The 20,987-nt window shown below is 61.4% G+C and carries 22 protein-coding genes; 1 reads left to right on the top strand and 21 read right to left on the bottom strand.

Translation table 11 applies throughout. The annotated features are described in order from the left end of the window. Positions 1–310 precede the first annotated feature (310 nt). The 19 genes from Q8N40_RS13550 to Q8N40_RS13460 all read right to left on the bottom strand — a co-directional run bounded on the left by Q8N40_RS13550 (position 311) and on the right by Q8N40_RS13460 (position 16,221). A complete protein-coding gene (locus Q8N40_RS13550; protein ID WP_305712173.1) occupies positions 311–625 on the bottom strand; it encodes a hypothetical protein in 315 nt (104 codons plus the stop codon). Further along, on the bottom strand, positions 622–2,343 hold the full coding sequence (locus tag Q8N40_RS13545; protein ID WP_305712172.1) for a hypothetical protein: 1,722 nt from the start codon (positions 2,341–2,343) through the stop codon (positions 622–624). The genes Q8N40_RS13550 and Q8N40_RS13545 overlap by 4 nt, the downstream gene beginning before the upstream one ends. Next, entirely contained in the window at positions 2,343–2,954 is a 612-nt protein-coding gene (locus tag Q8N40_RS13540; protein WP_305712171.1) for a hypothetical protein, read from the bottom strand. The genes Q8N40_RS13545 and Q8N40_RS13540 overlap by 1 nt, the downstream gene beginning before the upstream one ends. Positions 2,955–3,130: 176 nt before the next feature. After that, positions 3,131–4,009 carry a hypothetical protein gene (locus Q8N40_RS13535; RefSeq protein ID WP_305712170.1) on the bottom strand — a complete coding sequence of 293 codons (879 nt, stop codon included), beginning with the start codon at positions 4,007–4,009 and terminating at the stop codon, positions 3,131–3,133. A 1-nt stretch (position 4,010) separates the two neighbouring features. Continuing rightward, positions 4,011–4,442, bottom strand: a complete 432-nt coding sequence (locus Q8N40_RS13530; RefSeq protein WP_305321251.1) for a hypothetical protein — start codon at positions 4,440–4,442, stop codon at positions 4,011–4,013. A 97-nt stretch (positions 4,443–4,539) separates the two neighbouring features. Continuing rightward, positions 4,540–5,190 (bottom strand): hypothetical protein, encoded by a 651-nt coding sequence (locus Q8N40_RS13525; protein ID WP_305712192.1) that lies wholly within the window; start codon positions 5,188–5,190, stop codon positions 4,540–4,542. Beyond that, positions 5,190–5,543: a hypothetical protein gene (locus Q8N40_RS13520; RefSeq protein WP_305712169.1), complete on the bottom strand. Its 354-nt coding sequence runs from the start codon at positions 5,541–5,543 to the stop codon at positions 5,190–5,192. The genes Q8N40_RS13525 and Q8N40_RS13520 overlap by 1 nt, the downstream gene beginning before the upstream one ends. After that, positions 5,522–5,833 (bottom strand): hypothetical protein, encoded by a 312-nt coding sequence (locus Q8N40_RS13515; RefSeq protein WP_305712168.1) that lies wholly within the window; start codon positions 5,831–5,833, stop codon positions 5,522–5,524. Before Q8N40_RS13515 ends, Q8N40_RS13520 begins: the two co-directional genes overlap by 22 nt. A 1-nt stretch (position 5,834) precedes the next feature. Then, positions 5,835–6,197: a hypothetical protein gene (locus tag Q8N40_RS13510; protein ID WP_305321255.1), complete on the bottom strand. Its 363-nt coding sequence runs from the start codon at positions 6,195–6,197 to the stop codon at positions 5,835–5,837. Positions 6,198–6,277: 80 nt separating this feature from the next. Further along, complete coding sequence (locus Q8N40_RS13505; protein ID WP_305712167.1) at positions 6,278–7,240, bottom strand: DUF5309 domain-containing protein; 963 nt, start codon at positions 7,238–7,240, stop codon at positions 6,278–6,280. 571 nt (positions 7,241–7,811) lie between these two features. Next, positions 7,812–8,111, bottom strand: coding sequence for a hypothetical protein (locus Q8N40_RS13500; protein ID WP_305321257.1), 300 nt, complete (start codon positions 8,109–8,111; stop codon positions 7,812–7,814). Between the two features lie 83 nt (positions 8,112–8,194). Further along, positions 8,195–10,333, bottom strand: coding sequence for a hypothetical protein (locus tag Q8N40_RS13495; protein WP_305712166.1), 2,139 nt, complete (start codon positions 10,331–10,333; stop codon positions 8,195–8,197). A 45-nt stretch (positions 10,334–10,378) separates the two neighbouring features. Next, a complete protein-coding gene (locus tag Q8N40_RS13490) occupies positions 10,379–11,515 on the bottom strand; it encodes a hypothetical protein (protein WP_305712165.1) in 1,137 nt (378 codons plus the stop codon). Positions 11,516–11,541: 26 nt separating this feature from the next. Next, a complete protein-coding gene (locus tag Q8N40_RS13485) occupies positions 11,542–12,378 on the bottom strand; it encodes a hypothetical protein (protein WP_305321260.1) in 837 nt (278 codons plus the stop codon). Between the two features lie 282 nt (positions 12,379–12,660). Further along, on the bottom strand, positions 12,661–13,947 hold the full coding sequence (locus Q8N40_RS13480; protein ID WP_305321261.1) for a PBSX family phage terminase large subunit: 1,287 nt from the start codon (positions 13,945–13,947) through the stop codon (positions 12,661–12,663). Continuing rightward, entirely contained in the window at positions 13,910–14,167 is a 258-nt protein-coding gene (locus tag Q8N40_RS13475; protein WP_305321276.1) for a hypothetical protein, read from the bottom strand. The genes Q8N40_RS13480 and Q8N40_RS13475 overlap by 38 nt, the downstream gene beginning before the upstream one ends. A gap of 94 nt (positions 14,168–14,261) precedes the next feature. Continuing rightward, positions 14,262–14,558: a hypothetical protein gene (locus Q8N40_RS13470; protein ID WP_305712164.1), complete on the bottom strand. Its 297-nt coding sequence runs from the start codon at positions 14,556–14,558 to the stop codon at positions 14,262–14,264. A gap of 166 nt (positions 14,559–14,724) precedes the next feature. Then, the gene (locus Q8N40_RS13465; RefSeq protein ID WP_305712163.1) at positions 14,725–15,075 is read right to left on the bottom strand and encodes a hypothetical protein; all 351 of its coding nucleotides are present in this window, start codon (positions 15,073–15,075) and stop codon (positions 14,725–14,727) included. A gap of 210 nt (positions 15,076–15,285) precedes the next feature. Continuing rightward, a complete protein-coding gene (locus Q8N40_RS13460) occupies positions 15,286–16,221 on the bottom strand; it encodes a hypothetical protein (RefSeq protein ID WP_305712162.1) in 936 nt (311 codons plus the stop codon). Positions 16,222–16,515: 294 nt separating this feature from the next. Here Q8N40_RS13460 and Q8N40_RS13455 point away from each other — a divergent pair, with 294 nt between their 5' ends. Further along, positions 16,516–16,734, top strand: coding sequence for a hypothetical protein (locus Q8N40_RS13455; RefSeq protein WP_305321265.1), 219 nt, complete (start codon positions 16,516–16,518; stop codon positions 16,732–16,734). Between the two features lie 23 nt (positions 16,735–16,757). Here Q8N40_RS13455 and Q8N40_RS13450 read toward each other — a convergent pair whose 3' ends face one another. Next, the gene (locus tag Q8N40_RS13450; protein WP_305712161.1) at positions 16,758–19,526 is read right to left on the bottom strand and encodes an EAL domain-containing protein; all 2,769 of its coding nucleotides are present in this window, start codon (positions 19,524–19,526) and stop codon (positions 16,758–16,760) included. Positions 19,527–19,610: 84 nt separating this feature from the next. Then, positions 19,611–20,816 carry a FecR family protein gene (locus Q8N40_RS13445; RefSeq protein ID WP_305712160.1) on the bottom strand — a complete coding sequence of 402 codons (1,206 nt, stop codon included), beginning with the start codon at positions 20,814–20,816 and terminating at the stop codon, positions 19,611–19,613. Between the last annotated feature and the right edge of the window lie 171 nt (positions 20,817–20,987).

Below are 20,987 nucleotides of genomic sequence, written 5' to 3'. Positions count from 1 at the left end.
CAGATGCTACCGTCTCCTGCAGTCATGGTGCCTTTTGCAAGCCTGGGATTGATCGATCGGCGAGAGCCGACACCTCGTGTCGCGGCCTTCCATATGCCGCAGCAAATGTGGACTTGCCGATGCCAGTCTTTGATCCGGATTGTCGCCATTGTGAGCTGGACTATGGCCTATCGCGTGCGCAACAGGCCGTAGCGAGAGCGGCCACAGGGTTCAGTCTGCTCAAGACGTTTTCCAATCAAGTTTTGTGGTCAGCAGCGGCTCGGGATTTGGCAAGCTCTCGTGAACCCGCTTCGAGCCGATGAAATCCGGCTCAGCCCTGCAGGACATAGAGAAACGCGCGCCCCGTGGTCGCGGAGCTGGCGTGGCTGATGGTGAACGAGCCATTGGCGACGGCCGAGATATGCATCGTGCCGTTGCCGATTTCCGCGGCCGCGTTCGCAGTCATTGGCGTCAACAACGGCGTCGACCCGACCGCGCAGTTCTTGTCGATAACCACCGTTGACGCCGCTCCTGTCGCGAGCGTCACCGTTCCAACCGCGTTTGAGCGTCCAGCGGCCAGCTGTTGAATGGCGAGTACGATCTTCTTCAGGTCGGTCTCGGTAATGCCGGGAATATATGCCGTCATAGCGTTCCACCGGTTGCGATATCAGGCACCACACCCGCGCAGAATGTCCAGGGCGTGGCCGCCGGAATCCTCACCTTGAATCGGGAGTAACGGGTGTCGCGCATCATGTCGCAGCGGCCGGTCCTTGCATTGACCAGCACTTCCGGGCCGGAGGTCGCCGACGCGGACGGCGTATCGCGATAGGAGACCGAGCCGTACAACGTCGCCGCGTCCGTCACGGGACGAAAACCCCGAATCATGATTCGGTTCTCGTCCGTGCCTTGCTCGGCGCTTTCGATCGTCGCCTCGAGATTGCTTCCCCTGAAAAACCCAAGCACGTGCGCGCTGGAAAATTGTGCGATTTCCGGCTGCACTGCCGTGGCATAGGCATCGAGGCTCAACGTCAATTCATCGAGCGACGGAGCGATGCTGTCCAGGTTCTCCAGGGTCAGGCCGGTCTGTGAATTGCCAAGCAGATACTCGCCGCTGACTGACACCGGGAAAAATCGATCGAGCAGGAAATCGTAACCCAGCAGCCTGTCGTACGTTCCCACCGTGCCGGAGACCGATTTGTAGGCCCAATAGACCCGCGTGCTGCGCGGATCCGCGGCCCCCATGAACAGCTGCAGATTGCCCTTGTCGAGATCCACGAGAAATGTCCGGTCGATCTTCTCGCGGCCGATCTGCTCGGGCACACCGCCGGGCTCGATCTTGTGAAAACCCTGGCCCGCATAGAAGAAGATTCGCTCGCCCGCCCGGATGATAGAGTATGGCGCATACAATCCCTTGTCCTGCGTGATGCGATCGATCTGGAAGATGATCGGCGATCCCGGCACATACGACATGCGGCGGATGGCCTGATCCTGGAAGATGATCCCGGCCTCGCCGCCGGCGACGCCGCGCACGATGCCGCCATCGGGGAAATCCTGAAAGTCGGACGAGTTGACGCCGCTGGTCCAGCTCGTTGGCGCGTTAAAGCTGTTCAGGCCCGACCACTGAACTCGGTATGGCGTGGAAAGCAGGCCAGAGAGAACCAGAAACCGCCCGACCACGCTGATATAGGCCGACTGAGGCGGCGCTCCCAGCGCATCGGAAAAGGTTGTCGCGGACGAAAGGTCGAACACCTGCAGCACGGCATTGGCCTGAGTCGCGAACACCAGGTTTCCGGCTTGCGCGAACTGCCATTGCGCGCTTGAAGTGAGTGCGGAGTAACTCGACGTAACCGAATGCGTTCCTGTTCCGGTCGAGGCCGTATTGATCGCCACTCCGCCGGGAGTAGCCGAACCAGTGAAGGTGTTCGCGCTCAGTACCGTCTTGACGTAGTAGGTCGTCCCCGCCGTGAAGGCGACCGGCAGAGCACCGCCCGAATTATAGGGAATGAACGGTTCGTTTGCAGCAAAGCCATGAGCCGCAAGCGTGAATACGCCTGGGCTCCCGCTGGAGATGGTGACCGTCGCCGCCCTGGAGACCGGCTTCCATGTGAAATCGGTATTGTTGAGCATGTAGAGCCTTGAGTCCGTCAGCGATGACGCCCCGGCGAAGGTGACAACCGTGCCGTCGGATTTCAGCGCGTAGAACGCCCCTCTGCAGGCAGCAGGAAGTGCGGAGCTGTAAGCCGAGAATGAAGGAAACGGCCCGTAGCCATCGCCCCGCGGAATCACGTTGAGCAGATTTCGGGTGGCCTTGCCTTCATAGTCACTGACGTCGGGGCGATAGTCGCCGGGAGCAAGGAGCGGCATTATTCTGGTGTCCACGGATCGGGTTGGATGATGACCGGCGTCCATGTCTCGGCCGGCGTCGGGGTCGCAGACCATGGCTCGGCATGTTTGGCGTTCGGCGCCCACGCTCCCCGCTGGATTGTCCCAGCGGTCCAGTTATCAACGTCGAACGGGCGCGGAAGCCAGGCTTCGAAATCGCGCAAGACACCGGCATCATACCCAGCGAGAAGATACGAGCCTGAACCGGACAAGATCGAGGTAGCGAGCACTGCCGCGTGTGCCGTCATTGTGGCCGAGCCTGGACCCGACGAGAATCTGACACTGAGTTGCGCCGCTTTGCCCGCGACGGATTGATTTCCACCCTCCATCAGGAGCCGTATCGAAAGCGTAGTGGCGTTGTCCGCGATAGAACGGGCACTGGCCAAACCGGCGAGCCTGGCGCCAAATACCGCAGCGTTAACTGTGACGGCAGCCTCAGCCGCGCTTGATGGCTGCGCTGTCTTGAAAAACACCGCTTGTCCCGACACCAGGTAGGAGCCGGGACCGGCTGTCAGCACGATATTGGCTAGGCCGATCCTCGGGAGTTGCCCGAGCGCAAGGCAGCCAAGCGCGTCGAAGCCGAGCACCGACATTTATCAAGTCCTTTGCCTGTACCAAGATGTCTTTCTGCCGCCATGTCCGCACTAGCTCGCGGAACACGTCGCCACCGGATCGCCATCGATCGGCGTTTCGATCTTGAGGCGCCGAGTGCGCTCCTGTGATGGTCGGCGTTGACGTGTCCTGATCGAGTGGCATCTACTGACCAACCTCAAGCAGTTTTGATACCCGTCACTTTCACTGTTACCGTAGAACCGAAATTGCTGTAGATGCTGTAGCCGCCGCCGTTCCAGGCCACCGAGAGTTTCCCGGCGGCGGGGGTCGTGGTCGCCGCCACCCAGGTTCCGGACAGGGTAACCGTCGTCGCGCTACCGCCGTTAAGGAGATAGACCGAGGAGTAGCCGTTCGTCGCGTCCACAACGATCAGCAGGCCATAGATGCCCGTCGCAAGGGCTTGGCTCCCGCCATTCGCAATCAAAAACGGGGTGGCAGCCGACGTATCAAGTGCGGCGGCGCTGGCCGGGGAAACTGACGAAACAAAGCCACCTGCGGTTCGAACAAGTCCGCCGAACCATCCCGCACCACCGACGCCGACGCCGCCCGAAACCACCACGGCACCGGTTGCCGTTGACGTTGAAGCCGTGGCGCTTGTGAACGCGGCGATGCCGGCGACGAACAGTCTTTTCAGAACCTCCACGCCGCCGGAAATGATTTGTGCAGCCGTGGTGCCGACGCCCGTGGCTTCCGTGGTGTCGGTGAACGTGTTCGGCTCGGTCAGGCCTGGCAGATCTTCCCTCAAGGCAACGATGGCGACCTGCGGCACCGTCGAGAAATTTATCTTCGTTGTCGTGCCCGACGAATTGAACAGCACGGCGGTACGCGCGAAGGTGCCCGTTCCGCTGTTGTAGGCGCCCTCGCCCAACTCCCATTGGCTGAGATCGACGCTCTCGGCGCGATACTTGTAGGACCTGCCGTTGACGGCGCCCGCCGCCGCCGGCGGCTGATAACCCGGCACAGGCGACGAATAAGTCCAGTCGGTGGTGCCGCCGGCGGCCGGATTGAACCGGCACGCGTTGAGAAATGCTGCCATGTCAGGTGATCGTCAGAATGCCGTTGACCTGGTCGATATCGACCGTAAAGGTGTTGCCGTTGGTCAGCGTGATAGGCACGCCGTAGTCCCACCAGCCGATCAGGGGCTTGGTCGACGATGTGAAGTTGTAAAGCACCGCGTACTGGAACGGCCCAATTGAACCCCCCGCGGCGGTCCACGCCGGGTCGGCGCCACCGATGAACCTGAAGGTGCCCGATGTCTGCGATCCAGTGACGGTGCCGATGGTGACGCCGCCGGCGGTATAACCGTTGGCGGTCGATAGATCCGCCGGCGCGTTGTAGACCGTGTTGGTCACGACCGGCGCCGTGTTGCTGAGGTAAACCCTGTAGACCTGGGCGGTTCCGGTTTTCATGTCGTGCAGCGCGTTGGCCAGGTCGAGCACAAGGCAATTGAATTTGTTGAACGATGCCATTTTTCCCTCATGGCGTTTTCGAGCGTGAGCCTGCTCCCCACTTGATGTGGAGCAAATCTCGGTTCGCGCGAAGAAAACGCGTTAAGACTGGAGTTACCTAGATAATCTGGCCCGGGACGCGAACCGTCATCGGCCCGGCGTTGAAGGTCGATGTCAGCCCAAGATTGTTCAGTTCGTTCAGCGCGGCGGTAAGACCGAGACCCCAGGTCTGGATGCGGCCGTCTTCTTTGATGTAGGGCGCGGATTCCAGCAGCGCGCCGTACAAATAGAGATCGGGGGCCAGCAACAACAGCCAGTTCGGATCGTTGACCGCGAGAGGCGGAATGTTTCTCCGGTAAACCATCTCGATGGTGTAGGCTGCGTCCGGCGTCGGCGCGATTTCGATCTCATCGCCGAACACCGTGAAATAACGCGGCTGACCCGCCGCATCCGAAATCCCGAACCGGTATTCGTCGATCTGCGTTCCGGATTTGAATTCCAGACAGGGTCTTCCTGTCACGCTGGACAGGCGAACCCTCCGCATCGATTGAAAATCACCCGGCAACGAAATGAATTCCGGTGCGCCCGAGGCGCTATCGACCAGCGCCGTCGAACGCTGTTCCATCTGACGGACGAACAGCTGCCGGTTGAACTTCGCTTCTGCGAGCTGGATAAAGGTCGGAATCCGCGCAATCAGCGTGGTGTCCTGGTTCCTGGCGAGATATTCGGTCACCGCCACCTGCAGCGATGCATAGTCCACAATTTTCATCACGATACCTCCGCTGACCAGCCGGCCCGCAGTTTCGGCCTATCGGTCCGTAAGTATGCCCATTCGGGATCGCCGAGTTTCTTCTGCACGATGAGGTCGAACTCTGGTGTGAACATGCGCAGGGCAACGTTCCCCCTGGCATGTTCCTCGTTCAGCCATCGCACGTAGATGACGTTGGGGATGCGCGCGACGTGCCGTCCCCAGTCGCCGTGCTGCTCATCGCGGCGCGATTGCCGGTTCCACTCCAGGATCGGCTCGACATCCTGGACATGCTCGACCGCAAGGTCCCTGCCATTGTTGTCGAAATGAGTCCGGATCAGGACGCCGCCCATCACGACATCTCCGTAATCCACAGCGTTCCCGCGGTCGCCGTGACAAGCCCGTCGGTGGCTGCCTTGATGGCAGCGATGCGTTGACCTGGACTGACGATGACATGCTCGATGGTGTTGGCCGGAAGAAAGATGTCGGCCACGGTCGCGGTCTGCGCGCCGTCGCCCACCCGGTAGCAGCAGGCGGAATCCGCTACGAGGCGGAGCTGCCAGGTCTCGGGACCGAATGCGTTGGTAACCGCGACGCTGGCGTCAAACGCGATTGTCTGCGTGGCCCCAGAGCGGGACGATGGTTGTTTGGGGAAAAACGACATCTTATGCGGCCCTCACGGCGACGGAGAAATGCATCGGGATCGACGCGCCAGAGGCACCTGTCGGCGTCAGCACGATGACGTCGTCTTCGTTCAGGTAGGCTGGCGAGGGTGGCCTGGCCGAGAACAGTTGCCCCGCAGCCGAACCTGCCTGCGTGACCGTGAAGCTCGCAAGCGTCGTTGCGTTGGCCGAAACCGTGACGGTGCCGTCGGCGATCGTGATAGTGCCGCCGAGAATGCCGCTCGCTTTCAAAAGTCGGCACCGGAAGGGAATGCGGATATAGGCGGCTACAGGCGTGGCGCCACAAGAGGGCGTGTAAGCGGTGAGGTCTGTCGTGTTGAGCGTGTGATGGTCGGGAAGCGGCATTTTCGGTCTCCAGAATGTGGGGCGACCGCAGCCAAGTCTGCTTCTTGCTGGGCCGCCCCGAGAAATGGTCGTCCTAAGACTCACGACGCGGTGTTGTCGAACACGCCGCCGGAGGCCTTCTCGTTGCGGGCGACCAGCGCATACTCCGCCAGGATCTGGCGCCGATCGGAATCGCCGGTTTTCGCCAGCGGGATCGAGATCATGTTGCGCCCGTTGAGATAGGCCACCGCCCACTTGTCCATCTCCAGCACCAGCACGTCGCGCGGACGCTGGAAGCGGTTCGCCACCACCTTGAGCTTGCCGAAATCAGACTCGTAGGCGTCGACCGAGGCCACGATCTTCTTCGATTTGGCTTCCTCGACCGCCGTGGCGCGCCCGGTGAAGGTCGAGAACACCTGCTTGTTGAAGGCGCCGGTCATGATGGTTCCGGGCTTGCCGCCGTTGATCCAGATCGACGACAACACGCTCTTCAGCCGCGCTTCGGTGAACGCGATCGGCGTGCCATCGTCACGGGTATCGGAACCGTCGGGAGCGGATGGATCGGCGGGCGAGCCGGCCGTCCCCTTCGAGGTATTGCTCGCGATCCACGACAGGATCGAGGCGGTCTTGCGCGGGGTGGCGGTGTCTCCGGCAACCTTGGCCTGGTTGGTGCCGACCAGGATGGTTTCGATGTCGCGTTTCAGTTCGAGGCCCTTCAGCATTTCCTGATAGGCGAGTTCGTTATCGCGGCCGGCATGATCGACTGCCTGCTGGGTGCCGGACACGCGCGCCACCTTGTAGGAGATTTGACAGAGATTTCCGAGCCGCACCGTAGGCGTCGTGGCGGTGGTGGTCGGATCATCGCCTTCAAGCTGCGCGTTCGCCGCGGAAGCTGCGGCGAGCGCCTGGGTCTGCCATTCGTGGTTGACAGCGGACGCCTTCTCTTTCTCGACGCCGCTCATGAAAGGCGTATCGGTCGGATCGATCCGGTAGATCATATCCGAGAGGTCTTCGCGGTTGCCAACCGCCTGGTAGGTGGCAAAGGTGGAAGTCGGTAAGGCCATAGTCGTTGTTTCCCTAAAATTGATGCCCAGCGCCGGACAGCCATCGGCTGTACCGTGCAGAAGCCTTGACCAGGCGACGCGCCGGCCCGTTGAATTCCTGATTTGGGTTGCGTCTGAAGACCTCGGGCGCGCGATGGCGCGGAAGCTTCGCTTCCGGTTCGGCTGTCGTAAGGTCCCGGCCGGGCGCCTGCCTTGGCGGCAGGGTCGGCGTTGGCTGATCGCCAATTCGGTAAATTGGTTTTCGAGTGCGGCGATAGCGGCCATTGTCACACGGCCGCTCGATACGAAAAACCCGCGACCGATTTTCCGGCGCGGGCTCAATTCTTGCGATGTTGAATATATGCCGGTGATTTGCCCGACGTGTCAATTCCTGGGATCAAGTCAGATGCACATTTCGAGAATTTTTGTGCCGCGAGAACTGGCGTGGCTGCCCGTCTTCAAGATCTCATATTCGGTCGAGATGTGGAGCACCATCGCCCTCAGGGTATCTGATAAACCGTATGAATGGTTTCATATGAATTTTTTTGGTGTCAGCGGACAATATGCCTCCCGCGACGGCCAAGGAATACGCTCACACGATCCCAAAACGCTTCCTGCGTTCGGTTACTTGCGACAGTTCCTTCAGTTCAGCCTTAGCCAGTTTGCCGTTGGCCACGACGACGCCGAGATGATCGCGCACCTTACCGACGACGTTGATGGCGAGAAACAATTTTTCTCTCGCGCCGACATCATCGATCGTGGTGGCCCGCCATGCCGCCGTGTAGTTCTCCTCTAGCAAAGCGAACGCTTCGCTCAGTATTTCATCATCAAGTAGTTGCTGGGCGCGCACGGCTCTTGCGGCGGCCTGTTCGAGCCTGTTCTCGTCAGACATCGGATGCGTCCTTTTTGCTCTCGTTCTTGGTCTGAAGTGCTGGCGCCGGCCTTCATGACGGATTGAGCCGGTCGACCCATCCCTTAATGATGGTCGTCTCCGGCTTCTCGCGAGCTTGGCGGATTGCAACGCTGCATTTTCTGCGTTTCGACAGCAGCCTTCAGATGCGCATCGAGCACCGCCATTTTTGCGTTGAGCTCGGCCTTGATCTTTGCCAGTTCGATTTCGGCCTGCGTCTTCACCTGCTGATGGATGGCGTCGTTTTGCGCCCTCTGCTGTTCGAACTGCGACTTGTGCGCGGCGGCAGCCTGGTCGGCCTGCGCCTTCGCCTGCAGCGCCAGCAGTTTGGGATCAGGCGGCGGCGGCGGTGGCAGCCGCGGCGGATTCAGCAATTGGCCGGTCTGCGGATCAATGGCGGTGGGATCGCAGAAGAACCGGTCGGGATTCTTGTGCCCCATGATTTTGGTCAGTTCCGCCGCGGTATTGTAAAGCTCGCGATCTCCGACCAGATGCGCCTTGCCGCCTGCCACCAGTTGCTTCTGGATGTTGGCGAGCGCCATCACTTGCGCGAATTGCTGCGCTTTTCCGCCAGCGCCCAGGCCCACATTGATGGTCATGTCGTCGCGGGTCTTCCAGCCGCGCGGATCGACATCAACCCAAGCATTGCGCAGCCGCACCGTCTCTCGGATCTGGCCGTGCTTGCGGATCGTGCCGTGCAGCAACGCGAAGATATCGCGCACCCCTTCCGCCATGATCCGCGCGATCAGCTTGATGCGCATTTGCGAGGCCGAGAACACCTGCGCCACTGCGGTGGCGGATTGGTTCTGCAGCGCGTTGGCATCGATGCCCTGGCTTTGCCGGGCCAGCCCGCTGCGGGTTTCCAGCTCGGCATCGATATACCGCAACATCGGGTAGATCGACGTGGTAATGTCCGGCACCACCTGCCAGTTCAACCCGCCCGCGGTCCTGGTGCGGACCACCCCACCCGGGCGCGACACCAGGAGATCGTCAAGCGTATTCGGCCCGGCGTTGGATTCCGCCACCTCGACGCGCGGGTTATTGTGCAGATAGAGGTTGTCGAGCGCGCCGCGCTTCAGGGCGGTCTTTTCCCGTTGCAGCGGCATCACCAGGTCGGCGATCGATCGACCGAAGAACCGATGCGTCATCGGCACCGGCGTCGTCGTCGCAAACGGGATGGTGTCGAACGGCGTGATGCACTCACGGCCGTCCTTGCGCAGGATCTCGCTTTGATCGCCGCCGGTAACGACCTGGTAGAGGCATGGCCGGCCGTTACCCTCGTAATCCATCCGCACGTAATGCTCGGTGATGCGCACCAGCCGCGTTGCCGAATTCGCGTCACCGGCGCCGGTGTTGAGGCTTTCGCCGACGGTATCGCGGGAAAGCATCTCGGCGTCAGTATTGCCTGCGGTTTCGCCGAGCGACTTGATCTGTTCCCGATCAAAACCTTCGGCGATCAGCTGCCCTTCGGTCTTGGTGACGACCTCGTGGAAGCAGTAGTTGCAATCGCGGATGCTGCGCGCGCCTCGCTCGATGCCGAACTCTTCCGGCGGCACGCCGAGCACTCTGGCCTGGGCGAGTTTTCGCGTGGAGATGATGGTGACGTCGTGAGTGATCGGGGAAGCTGGAGAAATTGGAGGCGCCGGATTTTCTGGAAGATCGCCCGCGCCGAGTACCGTATGCGCCACGATCTTCATCACGCCGCCGGATTCCATCACCGCCTGCGCCAATAGCGCGAACTGGTCGTCGGTGAGATCGTAGTAGGTTTCGCGGCTCTCCTCCTCGCGCTCCTCCCACCACACCTTCACGATTCCAACCTTGGAAAGCAGCGCGTCCTTGATGAAGGAATACAACACCATAAAACCTGGATTTTGCTGCATGAAGACGTGATTGACGTAGTCGGTCTCCTGCTGCGCCGCCGCTTCGTCCTCGGGCCCCACCGGCTCGAACCGCACGACCTCGTCGGATCCGGCGAAAATATCCATCAACGACGGCATCAGCCCTTCAATGATGTCGGCGACATCGGTCGAGACCGCGCGCGAGCGGCCATCCTGCGCCGGCATGTCCTTGCGCATATCGCCGAGGTAATAGTCCATCGCATCGGCGCGCTCTTCCATCAGTCGCGCCGCCGAGATGCCGGCCAGCGCGTCGGCTTTCTCGGAAGCGAGCATGGATTTGAGATCGGATACGGACATTCTTGACATGGGAGAAAGTCTCGATTTTGAATGAAGGGAACGCTTGCGCGGCGCCTAACGCCGGCCGCCGAAATAGAGCCCGAGCAATCCACCGGCTGGTGGCACGGGTTGGTCCGGATGATCGGGATCGATGCCGGCCATTTCGGCAATCCGCCGCGCGAGCCCGCCCAGGGCGTTTGAGTTGCCGACGGGAACAAGCGGCGCAGCCGGTACGCGCGGATCGAACAGCGACGCGCGCGATGTGCTGCCACCTCCAGAACCGCCTGCCGGAACAGTAAACCCGCTGCTATGGCCCAGAGATCCGGAATGATCGGACATATCCCGGTTCAGCGGTAGCGTAATCCAGTACGGCATCGGTTCGCCGTGAAACGTCCCGGGCGGCCAGCCAGGCTCTGGCGGCGGCTCCGGCAGGTTGGGATTACGCGGGCTGATGCCTCCACCGCTGGAAGTCCAGCTACCGAAACGATCATTGAGTGAGTCGCCGACAAGCCTTCCGCTCAGGCGTCGAACGGGCGGTACCCCTTGTGAATTCTGCGGCCCAGGCATTGACGAAGCGGGACGACCACCGGAGGCGTCTGCCGGAAGAGAATTCCGGCTTCCGTTGCCGCCACTGACATCACGCAGGACGTTTAGCTCACTGCTCGGGCCGATGGGAGCCTCCCACGGTTCGTTCAAGCCCGGCGTGAAAAACTCCAGCAACTCGCCGGCGGGTCCCTTGGGATCGCGAGCCACGCCCCGCGGTCCCGGAAGTTCGCCGGCTCGAAGAGCCCAGCCTGCGAACGTGTTGCTGTTCTGGCGATGACCTCGATAGGCGAACCCCGCACGGTTGACCCCATGCGCATAGAGCTGCATCCGCGAGAGATGGCCGCTGAGATCGTCACCCTCCGCAATGACCTCATAGGGAGCATCTGGATCGTCGCTCCGGAACTTTCGAGGGTCTCTCGCTTGATTGCCACGAATAGTTGCCTTAACCCGGCCGAAGCGAGACGGACCGTGGTCCGTGCGCAGTGCCTCTTCCATGACGCCGTGTGCCTTTTCTGGGATGCCCAGGTGTTCTTTTTCGGGGTCTGCTTCAATAACGTCATGCCTGATGATATTGCCGGCGGAGTCCGTGCGCTCATAGTGGATCGCCGTATGATAACTTTCCGGGCCGCCGGTTGGCGTATAGGTGACATAGATCCTGTCTGGCATCGACGTATTGCTCCGTACTACGAACCTCAAGAGAAGCTGCGGTCAGGTGTGATCAGTTGAGGCTCGTCAATTTTCCCTGTTTCCTTGTCCAACCGAAATAGGATGCCCATCTGTCCGTTTGTCAGACGCATCCATTGACCAGCACCGTCGCCTCGCGGCTCCACAAGAAACCTCGACTTGCTCAGAGTTGAAGTAACTTCATCGGCTGTGCAGCCCGTAGGTGGCAGGTACTTTCTCATCGCGGCCCAGAAAAACTCATCCTTGAGTACTTGCTTGCCCAAAAGGTCATCAATCGACTCAACGAGTCGTTCCATTTTTTCCTGGCACAGGGTCGCGCGTGGCTGCCCCGGGCCACGTGGTGATTTGGGCGTTGCATTTGGAAGATAGAACTTGATGGTGGGATTGGTTTGATATCGTTTGATCTGGATGTCACCGACCGCGGTACTGGCACAGCCAAGATTCCCGAGTAGCAATCCCCCTCGCCACTCGAGCTGCAAAATCAACGCCGACGAGTGGGACAGCAGAACAATCGAGGCATATTGATTACCGTTGAACGGATCGGCGCGGCCACCAGCCGCCCGAAGCGCCCGCCTGAACCTGGTATTGTCCGCACGGAACCAGGCCTGCGCATCCTCCAAGGCATGTACATAGTCCCCGGTGAAGCACACCGTGAGGAATTCCGGGTTTTTCAGCCGAAGGCCCGAGGCATCGACCTCGAACACCTCCTCGAGGTCCGATAATCTGGAGACGGCGATCGTGCTGACGTTGCTGTCGCGCCATGCATTATATGCGAGCGAGGCGGAGGCCAGCGCCGCTCCGAGAACGGCTAGCAACGCAATCGCTCGGCCTGCAATTCGACGCATCAGTCCGTCCCTGTCCGCCCGAAGAACTCGGCAGGTTCGTTCTCCACATTCCGTCGGACCCTTTCGTGTACCTCCCCGTTACTTTTCGCGGATAGTTTCAGGATCTTTTGTGCACGTCCGCGCGACCAACGCACATCGTCAGGCCAACCGGATCGGCGAATGACGCAACGTGCCCCGAAGGCCACCCATGCGTACCGGCGACTGGCTCAGATTTGTCGCGCTGTGACAATTCAGCTTGGTGAGCAACGAAAGCGCGGGTCGAGTAATCGTTTCGCCTGCTCCTCATACCCACCCCTGCTCCCGATACCGGATCGGACGGTTGAAACTCCCCGCCCGCCCCGGCTCCTGGTAACAGATCGCCATCAAGCCAAGCGCGTCCGCCGCATGACTGGACCAGTCATGCTCCGGTCCGAGGCCGACATTGCGAACGTCGTCCTTGCGCTCGTGATAGAAGCCGATGGCGTCGCGGCCGGGTTCGGTGGTCGCCTCGTTCCACCAGATCTGTGGCCCGAGCCTTCGCAGCGCCTCGACGCGCATCATCGCAGCGCCCCTGCCCTGGTTCTTTACCGGCGGCTCGACGTTGAAACCGGCGTCGCGCAGATGATCCTCGTAGCGCTTGCCGGTGATGTTGTTCCGATTGACGCCGTCGTGCGGCAGATAGAGTATCGCGTTGGAATAGCCGCGCGAACGCAGCCAGTTGACGTGAAACGCCAGCACTTGGCCGACGCTCTCGTAGTAGTCGAGAATCCGGACTTCCTGTCCGACCCACTGCACAACCCACATCGTAAAGGCGTCCGCGGTGGCGCCGGAGCCGCCGATGTCGACGAAGGCGCGTAGTGGCAGCAACGGATCGGCCGAGACCTTGCCGATCCGCCCCTGCGCCCGAGCCTCGGAAAGCATCTGGGCAAAATAGGCGCCCTCGAACGCCCTCACATAGTCACCTTCCCAGATATGGTCGTAACGCTCGGGATAGCGCGAAAGGTCCGTCTTGCGTTCATCCTCCAGCACGGCTGGAAACCAGGGATTGTCGCGCCAGTTGGCGTTGACGAGGATCGTGCCGGCCGGCAGCCTCACCCGGAAGAAATCGTCGATCGCATCCGACTTGCGCCGCGGATTCCAGCTCGCCCACAGTTCCGACCCCTCGGCGCGGATGGTGGGACGCAGCAGCGCCAGACTGCGTGCGCTCAGATTTTGAGCTTCATCGATCCAGGCGAGACGAAATCCCTCCAGCGACTTGATCGACTCCGCAGTATGATCCTGCATGCCGCGGAAGATGATGGCGCCGTCGCCGGGCGTGGCGATCTTGTCGCTGAAGATCTTGAACTGGTGACCGAGGCCGAGAGCCTCGATCTTGCTTTCGATCAGCCGCTTGGACGACTGCGTCAGCGTCCTTTGTGCCTCGCGAATGCAAACCGCCAGCGTGCCGCGCTCGGCTTGGCAACTCTCGACCAGCAGCTCACCGAAGAAGTGGGATTTTCCCGAGCCGCGGCCGCCGTAGGCGCCCTTGTAGCGCGACGGCGCCAGCAGCGGCTCAAATACCTTGGCTGTCGGGATTTTCAGGATGGACAATGGTACGCTCGATTCTGTAGATCAGTTTCCGGAGTTCGTCCTCGCCATTCCCGCTCGGTTGAGTGGCCTTGCCCCAACCGCGATCCAGAATGCTGTTCGCGGCGGCGATTTTCGCGGCCGCCGACGTCTTGGGGTGGCACATCACGGTAACCAGCGTCCGAATCGCGCTCCGGGTATAGGTTCGCGCCAGCGAACGGATTTCAGTAAGCGCCTTAGCCATCTTCAATCCCGATTCCTTTTGGGGTTTGCCCCGATGCAGCCGGTTGGCACCTGGTGATGTTTCGGGCGCGGCACAGACAGGATAATTTCGGCACTCACTGAAACACCTCCCACGCGACAACCGCGACGAGGCCCGCCAGGGCGAGTGCGATCAATGATGCGGTCATGTCGGCCTCCAGCTCGGTATGAAATAAATGTGCGGCATGATCGCTTGATGCGATCATTTCCGGCGCGAACCGTATCTCCAGCCGATGGAGGCCGCGTGCGGCCGTGGACTTCTGCCACGCCGCGTCCCGGCGCGTTCGCGCGCGCCGGCAGAATTCAGGAACAGGCTCGGACGGCGTCCCGCTTGCGACGCTTCTGGCAGCGATGCATGGGATGATGTGCGCCATGACGTGCGGCCGCCGTCCGATTCGGGAAACTCGGATTGAAAAAGCCCGCGGCCGGTTTCCCGGCGCGGGCTTTGGAATTCTTGCGATGGTGAGATTATGCCGGTGATTTGCCCGACGTGTCAAATGTCTTCGTTGCGGCGGCCGATCGCCGGGGTACAAGCCGGTTCTATTCAAACCCCTGAACCGGTGGCGGCGCGGCTCTCTTGGCCGGAAGCGGCGACGTCCTGACCGGTGGCGGCGAATTTGTCGCGGCGGCTGCTTGTCGCTGGGGCGCGGGACCGGATTGTGTTGCATGCCTTGCGCGGGATCGCGATGAGGATCGCTGCATTCCCCAGGAGCGCGCGATCGAGGGTCCTGCGGTGTATCCGATGAACGCACCCGCCACCGCGCCGATCGGTCCCAACACGACGGCACCCGATACCGCGCCCAGGGCAGCACTTCCGGCACGCTCTTGTGCGCTTGCCACAAACGGGAAAAATGAAGCTGCGATCAGCGCGCCCACGAACAGTTGTTTCATCGCGACATCCTTGAGCCCAGCGCGGGCCACGGGACTGCGAAATTGCGGCGGCACAAAGGAGATGTGACGGCAATGACCGCCCGATTCAAACCTCCGATACGAAAGAACCCGCAGCCGGTTCCGGCGCGGGTTCCACTATTTCTGCGATGCTGAATTTATGCCGGTGATTTGCCCGACGTGTCAAAACATTTCTGGCGCGCGGAAGGCGCGCTAGTTCTTCACCAGGTAAAGCGGCGTTCTCACCGTCAACTGATAGGAGGGCTTCGGCACCCACGAGATCACCGCCGTCACGCCGAACAGGCGGTTGTCATCGTCATCCATCCGGTCGAGGTCGAGCCTGACGATCGGCTGGGTGAAAGACTCGAACGGCGTCCGGTTGAGAAGTTGCGCGCCGCCAAAGGATTGAACCCCGACGCGACCGGTGAACTTCCAGTTGTTGTCCCACTGGTAGTAACCGCCGACGTAGCCGACGATATTGGGGTTGATCCTGACCAAAGCGGAGTCCACCGCAACCCCGGTGTGCTGGACGCCAGCCAGCAGCCCCCGGGTTTCGTCGGTGTTCAGGGCGTAGGCGAACTCGACAATGGTGTTGAGCGAGGTCGTGGGCAGCACGGCGTGTGGCACCGGCAGTGTCAGCGTCGACTGCACGGTAATTGTCGGAATGGATCCGCCGTTCTGCTGATAGACGTCGGCCTGGAAACCGACGTTCCAGCTGTAGATCGTGAGTGCGGACCAGTCGGACAGGTCGGTGCGCGACGCGCTGGCACTGAAGCCGCCATACACAGAAAACCGGTCATTGAGATCGCTCGTAAGGGGAACATCGAGCCCGACGCTCTGGCTGGACGGTGACGAAAAGGCCGGTAGCGTCGTGAGGTTCGAAAATCTCGAAAAGTCCGCGAGGGCCGACAGCGCTGGATGGCCGTTGAGCGTCCCGATGCCGCCGAAGCCGATCGAGAGCGAGCCGGCCGGAAAGGTGCCGTAGTTCGTCCTCAGGTCCAGATAGAGGTTCGGCGTCGTGGCGGCCTTTACCGATTCATCGTCGCCGTCATCGGCGTCCTTGCCCAAGGCGAGGCCGGAAAAGCAAACCAGCACCAATCCGGCGAACGCCACGCGACAGACTGGCCGGACGTGCGCGGCCCTTGCCATTCGAATGTCCTCCAACTGCTCCAAAGCTATACTGCGAGGACGTCCACGTTCAAGGTCACAATCGCCCCCAAACGTGTGGTGCTCCTGATTGAGAAAGCCCGCGGCCGGTTTCCCGACGCGGGCTCTGAGATTCCTGCAACGCTGTCAAAATGCGCCTGATTTGCCCGACACGTCAAGTTTGCCGTTCGACCGCGCGGCGCTGAAGTGGCCGGGCATAGTCCGGTAGTTTCGCGGATTGATTGGGGAACCGAAATATCGTTCCTCGGGCGCATTTTCTCGACATGGAACCTTTCTGTGATCCATAGAGGCGTCCCATACGGCGTCGCGCCGACCGTCGAGCCGGACGTCTGGCAATGGCAATTCCAGATCGGCGATGACGTCAAGGCCGGCAAGACCAGAACCAGGCTTGCCGCCATGGCCGCCCGCCGCGTTCAGTCAAGAATTGACGCCGCGCTCAGGCTGGCCGGCCCGAGACGCGTCGGCGAGGACAACAACAGCGTCGATGTGCCCTAGCTCGCACGAAGCAGGTCCCTTGCCTACGCAAGCTCGCTTGCTTCAAGCACGCGGGTAGCGGGGACACGCACGGTGAGGAACTGGTCCTCGAACGCTTGAGCCGGCATCGGCCGGCCGAAGAAATAGCCCTGCCCTTCCTCGCATCCCATGCTCACCAGCACATCGACGGTGGCGCGGTTTTCGATACCTTCGGCAATCACCGACAGGCCGAGTTTCTTGCTGAGGCCGACCGTCGAACTGACGATGGCCGCATCGTCGGAATCGACATGCAGTTCGAGCACGAAGGAGCGGTCGATCTTGAGCCCGTCCAGCGGGAACTTCTTGAGATAGCTCAGGCTGGCATAGCCGGTGCCGAAATCGTCGAAGACGACACGCACGCCGAGTTCCTGAATCCTCAGGAATGTATCGAGCACCCGCTGTTCGTCCAGCAGCAGAATGTCCTCGGTTAGCTCGAGTTCGAGCAGCGAAGGCGCCAGGCCGGTGAGGTCGAGCATCTCGGCGACCGATGCTGCAAAGTCACCTGACTGGAGCTGCGAAGGCGAAAGATTGATGCCGACACGGATGCGATGGCCGGCCCGCTCCCAGATCCGCGCCTGCCGGCATGCGGTTTCCAGAACCCATCCCGCAATGCGCTCCGAAATGGAGGATGTATTGACGACCGGCATGAATTCGGCTGGCGAGACCAGGCCGCGGACGGGATGGCGCCAGCGAATAAGGGCTTCCGCGCCGACCAAGCCCCCATCCGCGAGACGAACCTGCGGCTGATAGAACAGTTCGAATTCATTCCGCTCGGCGGCGCGGGCCAGTTCCGTCTCCAGCGTCAGACGCGATTCAAGTTCATGCCGGATGGCGGCTTCGAATACCACATGCCCGCCCCGCTTGGTCGCCTTGGCGCGGCAAAATGCGAGATGGCTGTTGCTCAGCAATTCTTCGGCCGTACCGCCATCGCGGGGATAGACGGCGGCCCCGATGCTGGCCTTGAGACGGTGCAGCCGCATTCCGACCAGGAGAGGTGTAGCGAATGTGAGCGCGATGCGTTCGGATAGCTGTACAGCCGTTCCGGTCATGGCAGCGCCAGGAATGGCGATCGCGAATTCATCGCCGCTCAAGCGCGCCACGATTCCCGCACCAGCAATCTCGGCTTTCAGGCGTTCGGATACAGCACGCAGCACGCTATCGCCGCAGGCGTGTCCGAGCATGTCATTGATCTGCTGGAATCCGTCGAGGCCAACAACCAGCAGCGCCACTTCTGCGGCCTGCTTTTCTGCGTTGAAGATCATCACCGACAGACTGTCGTGAAGCGTATCGCGGTTGGCGAGCCCTGTAAGCGAGTCGTATTCCGCCAGATACCTGATGCGCTCGGCTTCGCGTTTCCGAACCGAGATGTCGCGCAGGATCGCGCCGTACTGAAAGCCGTCGGTACCCTGCCAACCGGAGACGCAGGCCTCGACTGGAAACACCTCGCCGTTCCTTCGCAACCCGTCGAACTCCATTACCACGCCACCCGGCTGTTGCGACCGGGCATAAGCCGCTTCGAAAGTCGAAATCGAACCAGCCGCAGCCATGGCTGGCGCGGCGCAAATCGAATCGAACGGTTTTCCGATCATTTCATCGGGCTCGTAGCCGAAGATCGCGACCGCCCCGGGATTCCACACCGTGATCCGGTGATTGTAATCGGTGCACACCAGACCGTCGCCCAGCGACATCGCGATGCGCTGAAAGCGATTTTCGGCGATCCGGCCCAGCAGGTCCCGAAAGTCGATTTCGTCGAGTGCGATGGCGGCCATGTATACGGCGATCGCAGTCAAAAAGAGCGAGGTGTCAAGCACAAGAGGAAATTTTGCCTGCAGCAGCATGGCAATGGCTTCGGCGGCGGCGGCCATCACGACCAGAACGATCACCCGGGCGCCCGCGGAAACGCGACGCCACGAGAACATCATGATCAGCGAGATAACGCATAACCCCGCCAGCGTCACGACGTCGGAAGTCCAGCGCAGCGTGCGGTTCTGCAGGATAGATTCGGCGGCGAGGGTTTGCAGGATTGGCCCGGCGATAACCCCGCCGTTGGGGACGCTGAAACGATCGCCGAGTTCGAGCGCGGTACCGCCGATGATGACCTTCTTGCCCTTCAGCCGGTTCAGGGCGGCCTCTTCGCCGCGCAGCACATCGACGTAGGAAACGACCGGAATCGAGGCGGTGCGAATACCGAAGTCGATCAGGAACGGGGCGCTCTTTGCAGCGTGCTGCCCCGCCAGTGCGGCCCCCATCGAGGGATGAAACTCCCCGTCGAGTGTATCGCCGAATGGGTAACGACGGACAAGTCCGTCACGTTCGACCGCGACATTGACGACGGCAGTCCACGAGTGCTCGCCGAATTGACCGAGTGGACGATTGACGTGGACGGGCTTTGCGTTTCCGGCGTCGGCAGCCGGCTGCTTGAAAGCCGGCAATATGACGGATCCGCCCGTTGCCCGAAGCGCCTCGACGAATGCCTGGTCCGACGCAGTATCGGACGGCGTCGAGAAATCGACATCGAAGACCACGTCCTTTACGTCGGCGCTTTCCAGCCGACGCAACAGGTCGGCGTGGAACCGGCGCGGCCAGGGCCAAACTCCGATTTTTTCGATCGACGGCGCATCGATCGCTACCACGACAATGTCGCCGCTGGCCTGGCGCGACTGCCACGCGAACCGCAGATCGGTCAGTGCGCTGCGAAACGCGCCATGCCAGCCTGACGACAGCACGATCACCAGCGCAACCACCACAAAGATATGCGGCCGGTAGTGTTTCACGTTAACCCCCCCCTGCACGCCTCCCAACCAGGAAGCGCGCCCCCTTCGATCTATCCGGTCAAGCCTGTGCCAGGCAGCAACGCGTTAGCGACCGCGGCCGCGGCCATTGCCATTGCCGTTGCCATTGCCATTGCCATTGCCTCCGCCGTTCGCGCCGCCGTTGCCATTGCCGTTCCCGTTGTTCCCGTTCCCGTTTCCGTTGCCATTGCCGTTGCCGTTATTGCCGTTTCCGTTTCCACCCACCGGCGAAGCCGTAGCCGCTATCGCACCGGCTGCGCCCGAACCGGCCACGCCACCTGCGTTGCCATTTCCGTTATCTGCGCCACTCGCATTGCTGGAGCCATTTGCCATCGCAGTAGCCACGGCATTCCGCGGACCCCAGATGGTATCCCGGCTGGCCACGCTTCTCGTCGCGCCATGCGACTGCGCCGAACCGCGGGCGATACCGTTGGTGACCCGGTGGATATTCAACCGGACCTCGCCCAGCGACGAGGAAATCCGGGTCGGAGAGTGCCTCGTCGACACACCCATTGCATTGCGTTGTGGTTGCAGCGATGCGCGGCCGGGTTTGGCGGTCGTCGCCGGGTTACCCTGTCCGATCGCGCGGATCGCCGGGCCATTGGCAGCGTGGCGTGGTACCGTGAGGCCCGACTTCGGAACCGGAACCCGGTCGATCGTCGGAGCGCGCGGCTGGCCGCGTTCGATCGGACTGAAGGTGCCGGATCCACCCAGGGAAAGGCCCGAATTGCCCTGCGCGAAGGCGGTCGCGTGCTGCCCCGGCATTACTTGCGCGATCTGGCCGGACTTGAAGTCGGCGACCTGGACTTGACCCTTGATGACGTCGACGCTGGTGGAGGTGGCGTTCACGGAGACACGAAACTGGGTGCCCTTGACGACTGCGGCGAGGTACGGCGTCTCAACCTCGAAATGTTTGACGTTGCGCTTTTCCACTTCCAGCAGGATCGAACCGGCCCGCTGCACGATGGTTGTCGCCAGTCCCTCCTTCTTTTCCGCGGGCAGGCCGATCACCGAGTTCGGCGAAACCATGATGGTCTCCTCGCCGCGAACCAGCAGCACCCGGCCGTTGCGGCCGGTACGAATGCTGTCGCCCGGTTTCAGTAGCTCTTCCTTGCCGAGCGAAACCGGCTGGGCGCCGGTCGTGGTCATCCAGACTTCGCCGGATGATTTGCTGACCGACCAGGCGCCCTCGTCCGCGGCGAGCGCACTGGAAGCGGTTCCCACGACAAGCGTCATCACCAGGATGCGCAAAAGCCGGCCAGTCGCAATCATGAAAACCTCCGCTTGTCTGAAATGCCCTTTAGACCTACCGCAAATGTTTCAACATTGAGTGAGTGGAAACCCCGGGATCAAGCAGGCCCCTTAACGATTCATTGACCATAAAATCCTATGAAAAATCATGCGTGTAGTTGCTCAGCAGGGAAGCAGTCGGATCTATCCGTG

It is taken from the genome of Bradyrhizobium sp. (genome assembly GCF_030693485.1).
Lineage (GTDB): Bacteria > Pseudomonadota > Alphaproteobacteria > Rhizobiales > Xanthobacteraceae > Bradyrhizobium.
This window is presented reverse-complemented; position numbering and strand designations above follow the sequence as displayed.